The organism is Actinoplanes sp. SE50/110, from assembly GCF_900119315.1.
Taxonomy (GTDB): Bacteria; Actinomycetota; Actinomycetes; order Mycobacteriales; family Micromonosporaceae; genus Actinoplanes.
This window is the reverse complement of sequence record NZ_LT827010.1, coordinates 4310091-4324889: the sequence shown is the minus strand read 5'-3', so window position 1 is coordinate 4324889 and position 14799 is coordinate 4310091. Positions and strand designations below refer to the sequence as shown.

At 71.7% G+C, this 14799-nt stretch carries 12 protein-coding genes; 6 read left to right on the top strand and 6 right to left on the bottom strand.

The genetic code is table 11. The annotated features are described in order from the left end of the window. Positions 1–169 precede the first annotated feature (169 nt). A complete protein-coding gene (locus ACSP50_RS18975; protein ID WP_155123554.1) occupies positions 170–2473 on the top strand; it encodes a sigma-70 family RNA polymerase sigma factor in 2304 nt (767 codons plus the stop codon). A 55-nt stretch (positions 2474–2528) separates the two neighbouring features. Here the strand turns inward: ACSP50_RS18975 and ACSP50_RS18970 are convergent, their stop codons facing one another. Together ACSP50_RS18970 and ACSP50_RS18965 are read right to left on the bottom strand one after the other, a co-directional pair. After that, positions 2529–3203 carry a DUF6766 family protein gene (locus ACSP50_RS18970; RefSeq protein ID WP_014690869.1) on the bottom strand — a complete coding sequence of 225 codons (675 nt, stop codon included), beginning with the start codon at positions 3201–3203 and terminating at the stop codon, positions 2529–2531. Between the two features lie 83 nt (positions 3204–3286). Further along, positions 3287–3682 (bottom strand): hypothetical protein, encoded by a 396-nt coding sequence (locus ACSP50_RS18965; RefSeq protein ID WP_014690868.1) that lies wholly within the window; start codon positions 3680–3682, stop codon positions 3287–3289. Between the two features lie 70 nt (positions 3683–3752). Here ACSP50_RS18965 and ACSP50_RS18960 point away from each other — a divergent pair, with 70 nt between their 5' ends. Together ACSP50_RS18960 and ACSP50_RS18955 are read left to right on the top strand one after the other, a co-directional pair. Beyond that, complete coding sequence (locus tag ACSP50_RS18960; protein WP_043511702.1) at positions 3753–4517, top strand: SDR family NAD(P)-dependent oxidoreductase; 765 nt, start codon at positions 3753–3755, stop codon at positions 4515–4517. A 290-nt stretch (positions 4518–4807) separates the two neighbouring features. Further along, positions 4808–5752 (top strand): endonuclease/exonuclease/phosphatase family protein, encoded by a 945-nt coding sequence (locus tag ACSP50_RS18955; protein WP_014690866.1) that lies wholly within the window; start codon positions 4808–4810, stop codon positions 5750–5752. Positions 5753–5846: 94 nt separating this feature from the next. Here ACSP50_RS18955 and ACSP50_RS18950 read toward each other — a convergent pair whose 3' ends face one another. The 3 genes from ACSP50_RS18950 to ACSP50_RS18940 form a co-directional block, all read right to left on the bottom strand. Then, on the bottom strand, positions 5847–7055 hold the full coding sequence (locus ACSP50_RS18950) for a hypothetical protein (protein WP_155123553.1): 1209 nt from the start codon (positions 7053–7055) through the stop codon (positions 5847–5849). Between the two features lie 40 nt (positions 7056–7095). Continuing rightward, positions 7096–9342: an SGNH/GDSL hydrolase family protein gene (locus ACSP50_RS18945; RefSeq protein WP_172898776.1), complete on the bottom strand. Its 2247-nt coding sequence runs from the start codon at positions 9340–9342 to the stop codon at positions 7096–7098. Positions 9343–9506: 164 nt separating this feature from the next. After that, positions 9507–10121: a class I SAM-dependent methyltransferase gene (locus ACSP50_RS18940; RefSeq protein ID WP_014690863.1), complete on the bottom strand. Its 615-nt coding sequence runs from the start codon at positions 10119–10121 to the stop codon at positions 9507–9509. Between the two features lie 134 nt (positions 10122–10255). Here ACSP50_RS18940 and ACSP50_RS18935 point away from each other — a divergent pair, with 134 nt between their 5' ends. The 3 genes from ACSP50_RS18935 (at position 10256) to ACSP50_RS18925 (ending at position 13701) form a co-directional block, all read left to right on the top strand. Further along, complete coding sequence (locus ACSP50_RS18935) at positions 10256–11212, top strand: anti-sigma factor RsbA family regulatory protein (RefSeq protein ID WP_014690862.1); 957 nt, start codon at positions 10256–10258, stop codon at positions 11210–11212. Positions 11213–11284: 72 nt separating this feature from the next. Further along, entirely contained in the window at positions 11285–12952 is a 1668-nt protein-coding gene (locus ACSP50_RS18930) for a GAF domain-containing SpoIIE family protein phosphatase (RefSeq protein WP_014690861.1), read from the top strand. A gap of 95 nt (positions 12953–13047) precedes the next feature. Beyond that, positions 13048–13701, top strand: a complete 654-nt coding sequence (locus tag ACSP50_RS18925; RefSeq protein WP_014690860.1) for a fasciclin domain-containing protein — start codon at positions 13048–13050, stop codon at positions 13699–13701. Positions 13702–13769: 68 nt separating this feature from the next. Here ACSP50_RS18925 and ACSP50_RS18920 read toward each other — a convergent pair whose 3' ends face one another. After that, positions 13770–14735 carry a LysR family transcriptional regulator gene (locus ACSP50_RS18920; protein WP_014690859.1) on the bottom strand — a complete coding sequence of 322 codons (966 nt, stop codon included), beginning with the start codon at positions 14733–14735 and terminating at the stop codon, positions 13770–13772. Positions 14736–14799 lie beyond the last annotated feature (64 nt).

Below are 14799 nucleotides of genomic sequence, written 5' to 3'. Positions count from 1 at the left end.
ACTCCGAGTCCGATGTCACTTTCCCGGAAACTCGATGCCGACTCACAGCGACGCGGAACCGAGCGCGACGGCAGGTTGACGCCGGGTGGCGGCGGCGCGCTGGTGAGGGGTGTCGCCGAGCTGCGGTGACACTTATTGCGGAACACCTTCTGCGGCGATTGTCACACCGGTGTATCCGGAGCTCGAAGCAGTTCTCACGGAACCGTTATTCCTCAGGTATCGTCTCGCGCACTGCACACGGGAAGTCGAGGTCGGCGCGGTGGGAAAAAGCGGGAACACGGGATTGGTCCGTCGTGCGCAGCAGGGGGACCGCCGGGCCTTCGACGCGCTGATGCGACACGAGATCCCGGTCGTCTACTCCGCGGCGGCCCGGGTGCTGGCGCCCGCCGACGCCGACGACGCCGTTCAGGAGACGTTGATCAGTGCCTTCCGCAACCTGAAAGACCTCCGGGAACCGGACAAACTGCGGCCGTGGCTGCTGACGATCGTCATGCGAGAGGCGCGGCGGCAGGCCCGGGACGCAGAGCTGCCGGTGGGTCTGCCGGCCGGTTCTGCCGAGTCGGTGCCGGTCGACGTCCAGGAACGTGCGGTCGCCGAGGTGACGCTCGCCGAACAACGTAAGGACATCTCCGCGGCGACCCCGTGGCTCGACCCGGAGGACCGGGAGATGCTGGCGCTCTGGTGGCTGGAACTGCTCGGTGAAGTCGACCGCTCAGGGCTGGTGCAAGCGGCGGGGACCAGCCCGAACCACGTGGCCGTCCGGCTCAAGCGCCTCCGGGAACGCCTGACTGCGGTGCGGGTGCTCGTCCGCGCCCTCGCCGCCCGGGACCGGCCGGACGGGTGCGCCGAGTTCCGGGTGCTGCTGGCCGGTTGGCCGGGCCGGCCGTCCTCGGTGTGGCGAAAGCGCTTCGTGAACCACATCTCGCAGTGCCCCACGTGCGGCGCTCTGCGGCATGGCCTGGTACCGCCCGAACTCCTGCTGTCCACCACCGCGTTGCTGGTGGCTCCCGCCACGCTGGCGGCTCAACCGGCCACCGCGGGAGCGATCGTCCGGGTCATGGACGCCGGCAGGCGGTTGCTGCACGCCGGCAAGGCCGGGATCGCTCAACCGGTCGCCGCGGTAGCCGCGACCGCCGCCGTGCTGGGCGGCGCCGCCGTGGTCATCGCCCGCACGGGTGAGTCCCGCCCGCTGCCATCCGCGCAGGCGCCGAGCACCACCTCCCCGCGGGCCCCGGTTGCGGCGTCGGTCGGTGTGTCGGTTTCGCCGTCGGGTTCGGGTGTGGTGTCGGCGAGTCCGGGGGTGTCGTTTCAGGGACCGTTGACGATCACGAAGGGTGGCACGTACCGGGGTAACTGGCGCAGCACGGACCCGGGGGTGCCGGCGGTCAGCATCCGCACCTCCGAGCCGGTGATCCTGCAGGACTGCCAGGTCCAGGGCCCCGGGGATCTGATCAGTGCCCGGTTCAGCGACCGGGACGCGCAGACCGGTATCGACCTGACCGTGCGGGACTGCCGCGGCACCGGCCAGGACCCGCGGATCACCGGTAAAACCCGCGGATTCTTCGTCCTGGCGGTCTGGCCGAAGAAGATCGTGGTGGAGAACAACTACTTCGAACACACCCGGGGCGTCACCCTGATCGGGGACAACAAACCCGGCTCGACCGACAGCATCCGCGTCCAACGCAACCAGGTCCGCAACGTCGACGGACGCGTCACCGGCACCAGCGGCTGCAGCACCACGCTCAACACCTACCCGTTCCCGACCCGCAACGGCCAGTGCGGCGCGAACGCCATCGCCCTCAACGGCTTCCAGCACACCCGCACCGGGATCGACATCGGCTGGAACGAAATCATCAACACCGCGGGACAGAGCCAGAGCGAAGACAACATCAACCTGTCCAACAGCAGCGGCACCGCACAACAACCCATCCGGATCCACGACAACTACGTCCAGGGCGCCTACCCCCGCAACCCGGCCACCGACGCCTCCTCCGGCAGCGGCATCAACATCGCCGACTCCGGAACCGGCGTCAACCCCGCCTACGCCCCCGCCTTCGTCCACGGCGAGAACAACCAGATCGTCTCCACCACCAACGTCGGCATCCTCATCGCCGCCGGCCACGACAACACCCTCACCGGCAACCGCGTCATCTCCTCCGGCCTGCTACCCGACGGCCGCCGCATGACCCACTTCTTCACCGGCCTCTACGTCTGGGACTGCTGCTACCACCACACCACCCAAGGCATCTGGAAGAACAACACCGCCACCGGCAACACCGTCGGCTACACCACCATCACCAACAACCGACCCACCCGCCACGACTACAAACTCGACGACTGCACCCCCACCTGCACCGCCAACACCAGCCTGCCCCAACCCATCACCCCCACCACCGAACACACCGAATACCAACGCTGGACCACCAAAACCCACACCACCAACACCACCATCGGACCCCGCCACCACCCCTGACCACCCACCAACCGACGAGGCGAACAGGGGGTACCGACGGTGGCGGCGGAGTCGGCTACCCCTCCACGCCGGTGGCGGTGTGCGCGGCGCCGACCGGCTTCGACTGCGACGAGCCACGCTGCCGCAGATAGATCGCCAGGATCGCCATCGACGCCACCGCCAGCAGCTCCGACTGCCAGTTCTGCAGCGTGCGGTTCCAGAAGTCGGGCTCGGTCAGATACTGCGACCAGGACACCGGGTCCTGCAGGTCGCCGAGCTGCCGCTCGTTGAACGCGGCCCGGCCGGCGATCGACTGGCCCAGCCAGGACAGCAGGAAGATCAGACCCATCACCAGGCTCAACGAGTTGGAGAACAGCCACAGCCGGACTCCGGTGGCGCGGGCCCATGCCGGGGAGTCCTTGTCGGCGTACACCCCAATTTTTTGATCTTTGTCGGTCTCGCGGCCCGGCTTGTCGAGCTCTTTGGACTCCGGGGAGCCCTTCTGCAGCAGCCAGACGGTCAGCACGATGTAGAGGAAGAACTGCAGGTATTCCGACTGCCAGTTCTCCAGGACGTCGGCGCCGAAGCTGGCCGAGGTGAGGTAGCGGCCGAACGTGATCGGCGGCAGGCCTTCGACGAGCTGCTGCTGGTTGAAGTCGGCGTGCCCGGCGATCGCCTCGCCGGCCAGTACGATCAGGAACAGCAGCCCGAAGACCAGGCCGAGCGAGTTCTCGCGGAGGAAGCGTTTCATCGGTGCAGCACCCCCAGCGCGGTGAAATAGATCAGGCCGGCGGCGACCACCAGCAGAAGCAGCACGAACAGGAACCGCATCGCTCAACTCCCCTGCAGGGTGCAGTCGTAGGGCTGGTCACCACGCGGCTTGCAGCCGGCCGCGAGGACCCGCCAGCCGCCCGGGAACACGCCGAGGAAGATGGTGTCGTCGGCGAGGCGTACCTGGGCCTGCTGACCGAAAACGGCCGCGCTGATCACGCGGCCCGGTGCGGGCAGGTGCTCGTCGAGGATCGCCTCAGGGCACGATGTGCCGGCCGATTTCTCCAGCTCGGCGCGGGTGCGCGGGGCCAGGCTCGCGCAGGCGGCGGCGCCGTCCCGGCCGGCGACCGCCGTCAGCAGTCCGCTGGCGACGGCCGCCGCGGCGTCCTCGCGACCGCCGGCCGCACCGCAGCCGGCCAGCAGAAGCACACCCGCAGTCATGATCAACACGCGCTTCATGGCGCGCAGCATTCCCAGGACGGGCGGATTCCAATCCCGGTACGCCGGTGCCGGGGCTACCGTGACCGCGATGGACCATGATGGCGGGACACGGGTGGCGCGGGTGACCGGCGCCGGGAGTCCGAACGGGATCGGTGTCGCGATCGCCCGGGAGCTGGCGTCGGCCGGCATGCGCGTGGTGGTCACGGCCACCACCGGCCGGGTGCACGACCGCGCGGCCGAGCTCGGCGGCGGCGCCGTCGGGCTGGTCGCCGACCTGCGCGACCGCGCGCAGGCGCAGCGGCTGGTCGACGCCGCCCGGGCCGCGACCGGCGAGATCGACGTGCTGGTGAACAACGCCGGCATGGCGCAGACCGGGTACGCGGACCGGTCCGCCGAGGTGGGCGACCTGGACCCGGCGGAGTTCGACCGGCAGCTCGCGGTCACCCTGACCACCTGCTTCAACGTGACCCGGCTGGTGCTGCCCGGGATGATCGGACGCGGCCACGGCCGGGTCGTGAACATCTCGTCGGTCACCGGGCCGCTGGTCAGCGTGCCGGGCCAGTCGGCGTACGCGGCGGCCAAGGCCGGGATGGACGGTCTGACCCGGACCTGGGCCCTGGAGGGCGGCCGGTCCGGGGTGACGGTGAACAGTGTCGCGCCGGGGTGGATCGCGACGGCGTCGAGCACCCCGGAGGAGCTGCGGGCCGGCGCGGCGACCCCGGTGGGGCGGCCGGGCCGGCCGGCGGAAGTGGCCGCGGCGGTCGCCTTCCTGGCCTCACCGAAGGCCGCCTACATCACCGGCCAGGTGATCGTCGTCGACGGCGGCAACCTGCTCGACGAACGCCGCGCCTGACCGGCGGCGGCGCGCCCGCCGACCGGTCTGCGCGCGGACCACGGTGCTGGCGGTGCCCAGGCAGGCCTTCAGCATGCCCTACACCGCCTGGCCCGACGGTGCCCGTCTGCTCCACAGCCTGACCCGGTCGCCGGCATCGTCGTCCTGACTCCGCGCCCGGTGTCACCACACCGGCACCGGAGTACGGTGGCCCGCCACCGCGCCCGGGAGGGACGGGGTTGAAGATCGTTGATAGAACTGGAGCGGTAAGGTGAACTACTGTCCACATTGTTCTCAAAACGGGGGATTCATTGCGTACACGCCTGCGCACCATTCTGGCTACCGCCACCGCACTCCTGCTGGCGCCGGCCGTCGCGCCGCAGCCGGCCCAGGCCGCGACCACGGTCCGGCTGACCGCCATGCAGTGGAACGTCGACGGCGGCTGGAAATACCAGACGCCCGGCGCGTCCGACCTGCTGGTCGCCAAGATCTTCGACACGATCAAGGAGAAGAACCCGGACTTCGTCGCCCTCAACGAGATCTGCCAGAGTCAGTACGCCGCCCTCACCAAGCGGCTGCAGAACGAGACCGACTGGCCGCAGGACAAGGGGAACTTCGTCCGGTTCCAGGCGACCCGCAACGGCACGACCGACGACGGGGACGTCTGCGACCACAAGGCGGTCGGCATCGCGCTGCTCAGCCGGCAGCCGCTCGGCACGGCGAACCGGTTCGCGCTGACCCCGAACCCGGATTTCGACAAGGACGAGATCCGCCACCTGCTCTGCGCACCGACCACCACGATGCCGGTCCGCTACTGCGTCACCCACATCACCCCGAAGCCGTTCGGCACGATCGGGAAGATCCAGGTCAACGAGGTGCTCTCGCACGTCGAGGACTTCGAGGCGGCCGGTGACACGGTGCTGGTGGGCGGCGACTTCAACGCCACGCCGAGCTGGCCGGAGCTCAACGTCTGGTACGACCGGAGCGTCAACACCCCGGCGAACGGTGACAACGTCGGCGCGTACCGGGAGATGGACGACGCCGATCCGTACTGCCTGGGCTACGGCGAAGGCACCACCGGGGCGACCACCGGCAGCCCGTGCGGCACCGGCACGAAGATCGACATGATCTTCTTCCGGGCCAACCACCTCAACGGCCAGCACGCCGGTGACGCGCTGCCGATGAGCACCTGCGGCAGCGCGCCCTGCTCCGACCACCGCCTCTTCTGGGGCTGGGCCGACCTGAGCATCGGCTGACCCATGGTCGTGGGCGGGCCGGTCCGGCTCGCCCACGACCGTCTCCGGTCAGCTACCGGCGGTCCGGCGCGGACCCGGGTCCGGCTGAGCGCGATCAGTGCCGCGCCGGCACGGTGAACCAGCGCCGGTCCCAGGACGCGGACACCACGGTGGCGGTCAGGACGAACAGGCCGGCCGCGGTCAGCAGATGGATCTCCTGCCGCCCGGGAACGCGCAGCCCGAAACCGATCAGGGCCGCCACGCTTGCCGGCACCCCCGCGACGCCCAGCCCGAGCAGCCACCGGCGGGTCACCGCCGGACGCCCGCTCAGTGGCAGCCGGTCGTGGACCTCGCGCAGGGCCACCGCCGTCGCGACCCCGATGACGAGCAGCCCCGCGGCCGCGGCGAACAGGCGTGAGCCGAAGCCGAGCTCGTACCGGATCGCCATGGCCGGAATCAGGAACAGCGCCAGCCACCAGGACAGCCCGGTGATCAGCGTGTCGAGACCGGGCCCGGTGACCGTGACCGGCCGGCGGCGCAGCCGGGCCGCCGCGAACCGGGCGGCCGCGATCACGACGACGTCGGCGATCATGCCGGGCAGGTGCGCCGGCAGTCTGCCCAGGCTGTAGAGCAGCACACTGTCGTACAGACCGAGGATGAGGTGGCCGAGCGCGGCGGTCGACGCCGCGAACACCAGGAACTCGTGGGCGGTCCGGGGCGCCCCGGTGCCCGGCGGCGCGGACGGCCGGCGCCCCAGACGGATCAGCGCCACCGCGGTCAGCACCCCGGAGACGAACCGCAGAACAAGATCTTCGATGGTGTACGTCGTATGCATCGCCCACTCGATCAGCCCGAACGTGATCGAGTACGAGGCACTGGTCAACGCCACCACGGCGGGCGTGGTGAGCCGCCGGTACAGGCCCGGGTCGAGCCAGTCGGCGATGGTCAGGTAGGCGAGCATCCCCAGCGGCAGCTCCAGCAGCGACGGCAGCCGCAGCGCCGACAACGCCAGGAGCTGCGGCTGCGGCGTGTGGGCGACCAGCCAGGAGACGACCGGGCCGTCGGCGAGCTGGAACCACCCCTGCGGCACGTAGCCGCCGAGGTAGCCCAGGTCGCCGCCGTGGACCCGCCGGGCGTAGATGGTGAACGCGATCTGGTTGAGCCACAGCAGTCCGATGACGATCAGGAGCCAGGTGCCGGGCCGGTGCCGTCGACGTACCGCGCCGTGATGTTCTTCCGCGGCCTTCGCCCGTCCTGTCACCGGCAGGCCGATCAGCACCGACATCCCCACCGTGGCGTGCAACGCCAGACCCGTCCCCGTCATGATCATCGAAGATAGACGACGGGGGCGAGCCGGCGTCCGGTCAGTTACCGCGGCACTGGTAGGTCGGGTTCGATCCGTGGAACTGGGCGTCGCCGAAGGCGAAGATCCCACCGTCGCAGCCGTTGAGCCAGTATCCGCCGGCGGACGGGGTGACCGACATGCCGGTGATGTGCCCGTTGAGCGGCTGGCCGGCCATCGAGCCGAAGAAGCCCGCGTCGCCGAAGGCGAACACCCCGCCGTCCTCGGCGGTCATCCAGTACCCACCGCCGTCCGGGGTCACGTCCATGTCGACGACCGGCGCGTTCAGCGGCTTGCCGCCCATCGAGCCGTAGAAGGCGGCATCGCCGAACGCGAACACGCCGCCGTCGCCGGCCGCCAGCCAGTAGCCCTGGCCGCTGGCCGTGGCGCCGATCGCGGTGACCGGCTTGTTCAGCGGCTTGCCGCCCATCGAGCCGTAGAAGCCGGCGTCGCCGAAGGCGAACACCCCGCCGTCCGCGGCGGCCAGCCAGTAGCCCTTGCCGGACGGGGTGACGGCCATCCCGACGACCGGGCCGTTGAGCGGCTTGCCGCCCATCGAACCGTAGAACGGGGCGTTGCCGAACGCGAACACGCCGCCGTCCGAGCCGACCAGCCAGTAGCCGCCGTCGTCCGGGGTGCGGGTCATCCCGATGATGTTGTTCACCTTGACGCCGAGCCCGGGCAGGGAGCCGTGGAACGGGGCGTCGCCGTAGGAGAAGACACCACCGTACGTGTCCACCTGCCAGTAGCCGTTGCCGGTCGACGTGGCGGTCACGTCGGCGGCGGTGGGCAGCATCGCGACGGTGAACGAGGTCGTCGCGGTCGCGGTGAGCCCGGACGGGTCGCGGACGGTGACCGCGACCTGGTACCGGGCGCCCGGGTCGAGGCGGTGCGCGGGCACGGTCCAGGTGGCGCCGACCGGGCCGGACGAGACGTCGACCGCGGGGCCGGTGACCCGGAAGGTGGTGCTCAGGTCGTCGCCGTCCGGGTCGGTGGCCGCGACGGCGAGGTCCGGCACGGTGCTGCCGACGATCGCGCCCGCCCGCGGGGTGACGCCGGTGATCCGCGGTGCGCGGTTCTGCAGTGACAGCGTGCGGCTGACCGTCCCCGGGGCACCCCGGTTGTCGGTGACGGTGAGGGTCACCGAGGGGGCGGCGACGCCGGCGAAGGACACCGTGGCGGTGCGGCCGGTGGCGATCTGGCGGCCGCCGGAGGTCCAGGTCCAGGTGGCGATCGACCCGTCCGGGTCGGCGGAGGCGCCGCCGTCGAGGGTGACGCGGTTGCCCGCGCCGCTCAGCCGGGTGTAGCCGAACGCGGCGACCGGCGCCCTGTTGACCGGGGTCGGCGTGGGCGTCGGGGTCGGGGTCGGCGTCGGGGTGGGGACTGAAGGCTCGGCCGGGAAGGGGTGGTTGTGCAGGTAGAGCGCGACTTTGCCGGCCATGGCCTGCTGCCCCTGCGCCAGCGGGTGGGCGCTGAGGCTCTTCTGCCCGCTGGCCGGGGTGATGCTGCGGACCCAGGAGTGCTCGGTGCACAGCTCGTGGCCGCTCAGCGCGTCCCAGGTGCTGACATAGGTCACTCCGGCGGCGTCCGCCTCGGCGTGCACCCGGGCCTCCATGTCGGCGATCAGGCCGTCCAGCTTGGCCAGGACCCCGGAGGCGGCCCAGAGGCACCGGCCGTCCGCGCGGTAGCCGGTGGCGAACAGCCGCGGATAGCCCACCACGATCAGGCGGCCGCCGCTGATCTGCTGCTTGATGTCCCGGTAGACGTCGCGCAGGCAGTACCGCCCGAGCGAGTCGTCGTTGGCCGCGCAGTCGCCCAGCAGGCCGATCTTCGTCTTGGCGGTGGCCATCGCCTGCGTGCACTTCAGGCCGCCGTACAGGTAGCAGGTTCGGACCACGGCGGCGAAGTCCGCGTCGTTGCCGCCGATCGTCACGGTGGCCAGGTCGGGCCGCACCGGCAGGGCCGCCAGCTGGGCGAGCTGGGTGCCGAGGCCGGTGTGCTGGCTGATCGCGCGGATGTTCTTGACGGTGGCGCCGGAGCAGGCGAGGTGCCCGGCGATCGAGTTCCGGCCGGCGGCCATCGTGAGACCGAGGGAGGTGTCGGCGGCCAGCACCCGGCCCCAGGCGAGGCGGCTGCGGTGACAGTCGCCGCCGGTGCCGGCGTCGTAGTCGGAGTCGTCGAGGTAGGTGCCCTCGCCGGACGAGTACGAGTCGCCGAGCGCGACATAGAAGTGTCGGGTGGCGGCGGTGGCCGGCCCCGCGACGGCCACCGCCATCACCACGGCCCAGAGGCCTACCCAAATACCGATTTTTCGCGACAAAACGCTATCTCCTGTGAAAAGGCTGATAAGCGAGTGACTGTATGAGGTGTCGAGCCCCGCGCGCATCGGCGGTTCGGTCACGCCGCATCGGTCGGCGGCGTGACCCCTCGTCGTCAGGCCCGGCGGGTCGCGGCCAGCGCGGCGAGCGGCCGGGTCGTCGCGTCGGCGGGCCGCCGCTGGCGCTCCACCTCGTCGAAGCCGGCCCGGGCCAGCCGCGCCGAGAACGCGTCGACCGGCCACCGGTAGGCGGTCGCCACCCGGTGGTCGAACGGCCCGAGTTCCGGCGCCTCGAAGATGCCGACCACCAGCGTCGCACCCGGCGCTGTCACCCGCCGGAACCCGTCGAGCACCGCGTCGAGGGCGTCCGGCGGCAGGTGGATCAGCGAGTACCAGGCCAGGATGCCGGCGACCGACTCGTCCGCCACGTCGAGGCTGGTCAGCGACCCCTGCCGGTAGTCGCCGTCCGGGTGGGTCGCCCGCGCGTACGCGAGGAATTCCGGCACCATGTCGATTCCGGTCGCGGCCACACCCCGCGAGCGCAGGAGGCCGGTCAGGTGACCGGGGCCACACCCCAGGTCGAGCACCCGTCCGGGCCGGATGGTCAGGTGGCGTTCGATGAACGCGACATCGTCGGGATGGGACTGCTCCACCGTCCCGAAAAGGTCGATGTAGACCCCGGAGAGCGCGGAGTAGGCGTCCCGCACCGCCGCGTGCCCGTCCTCCCCCATGACCGCATCCTACGAGGCGGCGAGCCCCGAGTGGGGCGCCCGTCTGTCCCCCACCGAGGCGTTGCGCACCGGGTGACCGGGTTGCCTGCGTCGATTTTGGGAGCTGCCCGGCGGCGCGGGTAATCTCTGGCAACGTGAGGTCGGGTGCTGCGGCCGGATATTCCGGCTATTTCCACGAGTCGGCGTTCTATGACTCGGACGAGCGGTTCCTGGCCGTGATCGTGCCGTTCTTCACCGAGGGCCTGGCGGCGGGCGAGCCGGTGCTGGCGGCGTTCGACGCGGGCCGTCAGGAGCTGGTGCGCGAGGCGTTCGGCCCGCGCAGCGGCATCCGGTTCCTGGACGGCGCGACGCAGTATCGGCGCCCGGCCGGCGCGATCCGCCGCTATCGGGAGATCTTCGGGGAGTACGTGGCGGGTGGCGCCGCGCAGATCCGGGTCGCCGGGGACGTGCCGCAGCCGGCGAACGGCGCGCCGTGGGACTGGTGGGCCCGCTACGAGGCCGCGGTCAATCGCGCCTACCAGGATTTCCCGGTCTGGGGCATCTGTCCGTACGACACCCGCACCACCCCGCCGGAGGTGGTCGCCGAGGTCCGCCGCACCCACCCGCACGTGGTGGCCGGCGGCGGCCACGCGGCGAACCCCGACTTCGAGGATCCGGCCGAGTTCCTGCGCGCCCGGGCCGGATCCTGGCGCGATCCGCTGGAGCGGCGCCCGCCCGACCTGGAGTTGACCGACCCGACCACGCCGCAGGCCCGGGCTGCCGTCCGGGCGGTGGCCGCGCCCACCCGGCTGCGCGCCGAGGATCTGGACAACCTGCTGCTCGCGGTGACCGAGGCGGTGACCAACGCGATGCTGCACGGCCGGCCGCCGGTGGTGCTGCGGGTGTGGGCCGCGCCGCGGCGGCTGGTGGCGACGGTGACCGACGCCGGGACGGGGCCACCCGATCCGTACATCGGGCTGCTCCCGGCCGACCGGGCGGTCGGCAACGGCGGCCTGGGTCTCTGGATGAGCCACCAGGTGTGCAGTTTCGTCGGCATGCACCGCGGCCCGGAGGGGTTCACGCTGCGACTCGTCGCCGGCGACCTCGACTGATCAGTTCGACGCATGAAACGACGCGGGGCCGGGAATGGTGGCCGGAGCTGGACACATTCTCTGGGGGACCTGGTGCGGCAGAGTGGGCAGCGGCCCGGTGGGCGGGCCACACGCGCGGATCTGGCGCGCGCCGCGGTGCTGATCCGGACCGCGTCGCGGCTGGCCCGCGTCGACACCCCGGACGACGTGCTGCAGATGCTGGCCACCGACGCGGTGCACGCGTTCGGGGCCCGGTCGATCAGCGCGGTGATCACCGCGCCGGGTGGTCCCGGATTCCTGGCCGTCGCCGGTGACGGCGTGCGGCTGACCCGCAATGACCGGATCGCCCGGCTCGACCCGGAGTCACCGGTGGCCGCCGTGATGCGCGACCGCTCCCCCGGGCGGCCCGTCCCGGCCGGACCGCTGGTGCTGCCCATCCTGGTCGACGACCGGACGCTGGGCGCCATCGAAATCGACACCGACGACCCGGAGCTCGATTTCCTGTCCGCGCTGATCGCGCAGTTCGCCCAGGCCTGGGACCGGACCGTGGCCCGCGCCGACGCCGACCGCGCCCACGTCCAGTTGCAGGCGCTCAACGACCTGTCCGGCCGGTTGGGCAGCGCCGCCGAACCGGCCCAGGTGTTCCGGGCGCTGCTCGACACCGTCGTGCCCCGGCTGGCCCGCGGCGTGCTGATCCACTATCCGGGCAGCGACAAGGTGCCGTCGCTGATCGCCGGCACGCACGCCGACCGGCTGCGCTGGCAGAGCCTGGAGGCGGCGGTCAACGGCGATCCGGCCCACCCGCAGACCACCGCAACGATCGGCGAGGTGCTGCGCAGCGGGGCCAGCGCGATCACCACCGTGGACACGGAGTCGTGGCTGGTCAGCCCGATGCAGGACGGCGTCGACCGGCTCGGCGTGCTGACCCTGGTGCGCGACGCAGCCCAGCCGTTCACCGACCGCGACATTCCGTTCGCCAGCGAGTGGAGCCACCGGGCGGCGGTCGCGCTGGCCCGGATCCGTGACGCGCAGCGGCTGCGCCGGGTCGCCGACGAGCTGCAGAGCGGTCTGCTCCCCCGCCGGCTGCCCGCGGTGGCCGGCCTGAGCCTGGCCGGGCGGTATCGCCCCGGCCGGCGCGACCTGCAGGTCGGCGGCGACTTCTACGACGTCTTCCGGACAGGCGGCGACCGGCTGTCCGTGGTGATCGGCGACGTGTGCGGCACCGGGCCGGTCGCCGCCTCCCGCACCGCCCTGGTCCGGCACAGCACCCGCGCCTTCGCCCGCGTGCTGACCGGCCCCGATCAGATCTGCGCGGCGGCCAGCGAGGCGCTGCTGCAGCAGGAGGAGCTGAACGGCGCGTTCTGCAGCATGGCGTACGCGAGCCTGCGCACCGGCGGCGACCGGATCACCGTCGACCTGGTGCTGGCCGGGCACCCCCGGCCGCTGCTGCGCCACGCCGACGGCCGGGTCTGCGAGATCGGCACCTCCGGCACCGTGCTGGGGGTGGTCCGCGACGTGGCGTACACGGTCACCCGCCACCACCTGACCCCCGGCGAGACGCTGCTGTTCTACACCGACGGCGCCAGCGAACGCCGCCACGGCGACCGTTTCCTGGCTGCCGACGGCCTGCGCGACCTGCTCGCCGAGGCGCCCGCCGGCTCGGCCGAGGAGCTGCTCGACCACCTGATGGAACGGATCCTCGGCTTCAGCGACCAGCCGCTCGCCGACGATCTGGCCCTGGTGGCCGTCCACAGTGAATAAATCTCCGGTCGGCACCCATCCGGCGGCCACACGGCGGCGAAGTACGGGCGGTGGCACCGCAGCCACCATCCCGTACCGGAAAGGACGTACGACCAATGAGGCTCACCCGACTCGGCAAGAAGGCCGCCGCCGTGGCCACCACCGCCGTCGTCGCCAGCACCCTCACCGCCGCACCGGCCTTCGCTCACGGCACGGCGCAGCCGCTGAAGACCCGGTCGCTGGCCGCGGTCCTCACCGCGGACAAGTCCGGCTTCGACCGCAACGGCCGCGACTACGACATCCTGACCGCCGCCGTGCAGGCGGTGCTGAAGGCGAAGCCGGCCAGCCCGGTCGGCGTCCTCGCCGACGGCAACACCGCGCTGACCGCGTTCCTCCCCGACGACCACGCCTTCGAGCTCCTGGTCGCCGACATCCAGCACAGCAAGCGCCTGCCGAGCGAGAAGGCCGCGTTCACCGCGGTCGCCGGGCTCGGCATCGACACGGTCGAGTCGGTCCTGCTCTACCACGTCGTGCCGGGCGCCACGATCGACCGCAAGGCGGCTCTCAAGGCCGACGGCGCCAAGCTGAAGACGGCGGCCGGCGCCACGGTCACCGTCGACGTGTACGGCTTCTGCGTCAAGCGGATCGCCCTGATCGACGCGGACACCAGCGACCGGAACCCGCGGGTCAACCGTTTCGACATCAACAAGGGCAACAAGCAGATCGCCCACGGCATCGACCGGGTGCTGCGCCCGATCGACCTGCCCTGACCCACCCCGGGAGCGGCGCGGGCGTCGGCGACGCCCGCGCCGCTTCGCCTTTTGCCGGGGCCGGGCCGTCACCGAGTGATCCGACCATCGCCGATCGCCTCCTGATGGGATGACGACGGTGCTGTCCTTCGCGTCAGACCTGGCGCCCGTTCGGGTGCGTATGCACTGGCGGCGTAGAGCAGATCCCGGACGTGGGGCGTGTTCTCGCGGTCGGCGCGCCAGACGAGGCGCAGCGTGAGCGCGGGTAGGGGGAAGTCCAGGACGGCGAGGGTTCCGTTTCGGACGGCGTCGGCGATGGCGAATTCCGGCAGGAGGGCGACGCCGAGTCCCTGTTCTGCCCAGGAGCGGGCGGTGGGGAGGGAGCCGACGAAGGTCCGTTCGGGGCCGGGGCCGAGCAGCTTGTCGGCGGCCAGGGCGAAGGAGCAGTTCGGCGCGTTGAGGAGCAGCCGCTGGCCGTGCAGGCTGGTGGGGTGCGATGGTCGGCGTTGGAGCTCGTGGTGGGGTTCGGTCACGAGGGTGAGCGGGACGGGGGCGAGGTCCAGGAAGCGTAGCGATGCCGCCGGCGGCCGGAAGCCGAGCTCGCCGAGGGTGCTGCCGGTGTCCAGCAGCAGAGCCGCGTCGAGCCGTCCGGCGTCGACGTCGGTGAGCAGGGCGAGCCGGTCGGCGCTGGACTGGATGCCGACGCGAAGGTGGGGCCGGCGTTCAGCGAGCCGGGCCAGCACCGCGGGGACGCAGGTGGCTACGAGGGTCTCCAGGGCGCCGAGTCGTACGTCGGATCGTTGACCCGTCATGTCGGCGGTCGCCCGGTCTGCCAGGTCGAGCAGTTGGCGGGCCCAGCCGACGAGGCGTTGCCCGTCGCCGGTCAACCGCATGCCGGTGGCGCGGCGTTCGAACAGGGACACGGTGAGGGAGTTCTCCAGGGCGCGGATCTGTTCGGAGACACTCGACGGCGCCATGCCCAGCGACACCGCGGCGTCGGTGACGGTGCCGGTGCGGGCGACGGCGTCGAAGACGCGCAGATGACGGAGTTCCACGTCGGGGTCAACCGGCCTCTCGTATTCGGTATTTCCGAATGCCGGTTCGGCGGCACCGGTGGAG

What these genes read in the sequence shown, in the direction of transcription:
- ACSP50_RS18950 (WP_155123553.1), bottom strand. Translation starts at nt 7,055, where the DNA reads ATGACGGGGACGGGTCTGGCGTTGCACGCCACGGTGGGGATGTCGGTG.
- ACSP50_RS18960 (WP_043511702.1), top strand. Translation starts at nt 3,753, where the DNA reads ATGGACCATGATGGCGGGACACGGGTGGCGCGGGTGACCGGCGCCGGG.
- ACSP50_RS18940 (WP_014690863.1), bottom strand. Translation starts at nt 10,121, where the DNA reads ATGGGGGAGGACGGGCACGCGGCGGTGCGGGACGCCTACTCCGCGCTC.
- ACSP50_RS18970 (WP_014690869.1), bottom strand. Translation starts at nt 3,203, where the DNA reads ATGAAACGCTTCCTCCGCGAGAACTCGCTCGGCCTGGTCTTCGGGCTG.
- ACSP50_RS18925 (WP_014690860.1), top strand. Translation starts at nt 13,048, where the DNA reads ATGAGGCTCACCCGACTCGGCAAGAAGGCCGCCGCCGTGGCCACCACC.
- ACSP50_RS18965 (WP_014690868.1), bottom strand. Translation starts at nt 3,682, where the DNA reads ATGAAGCGCGTGTTGATCATGACTGCGGGTGTGCTTCTGCTGGCCGGC.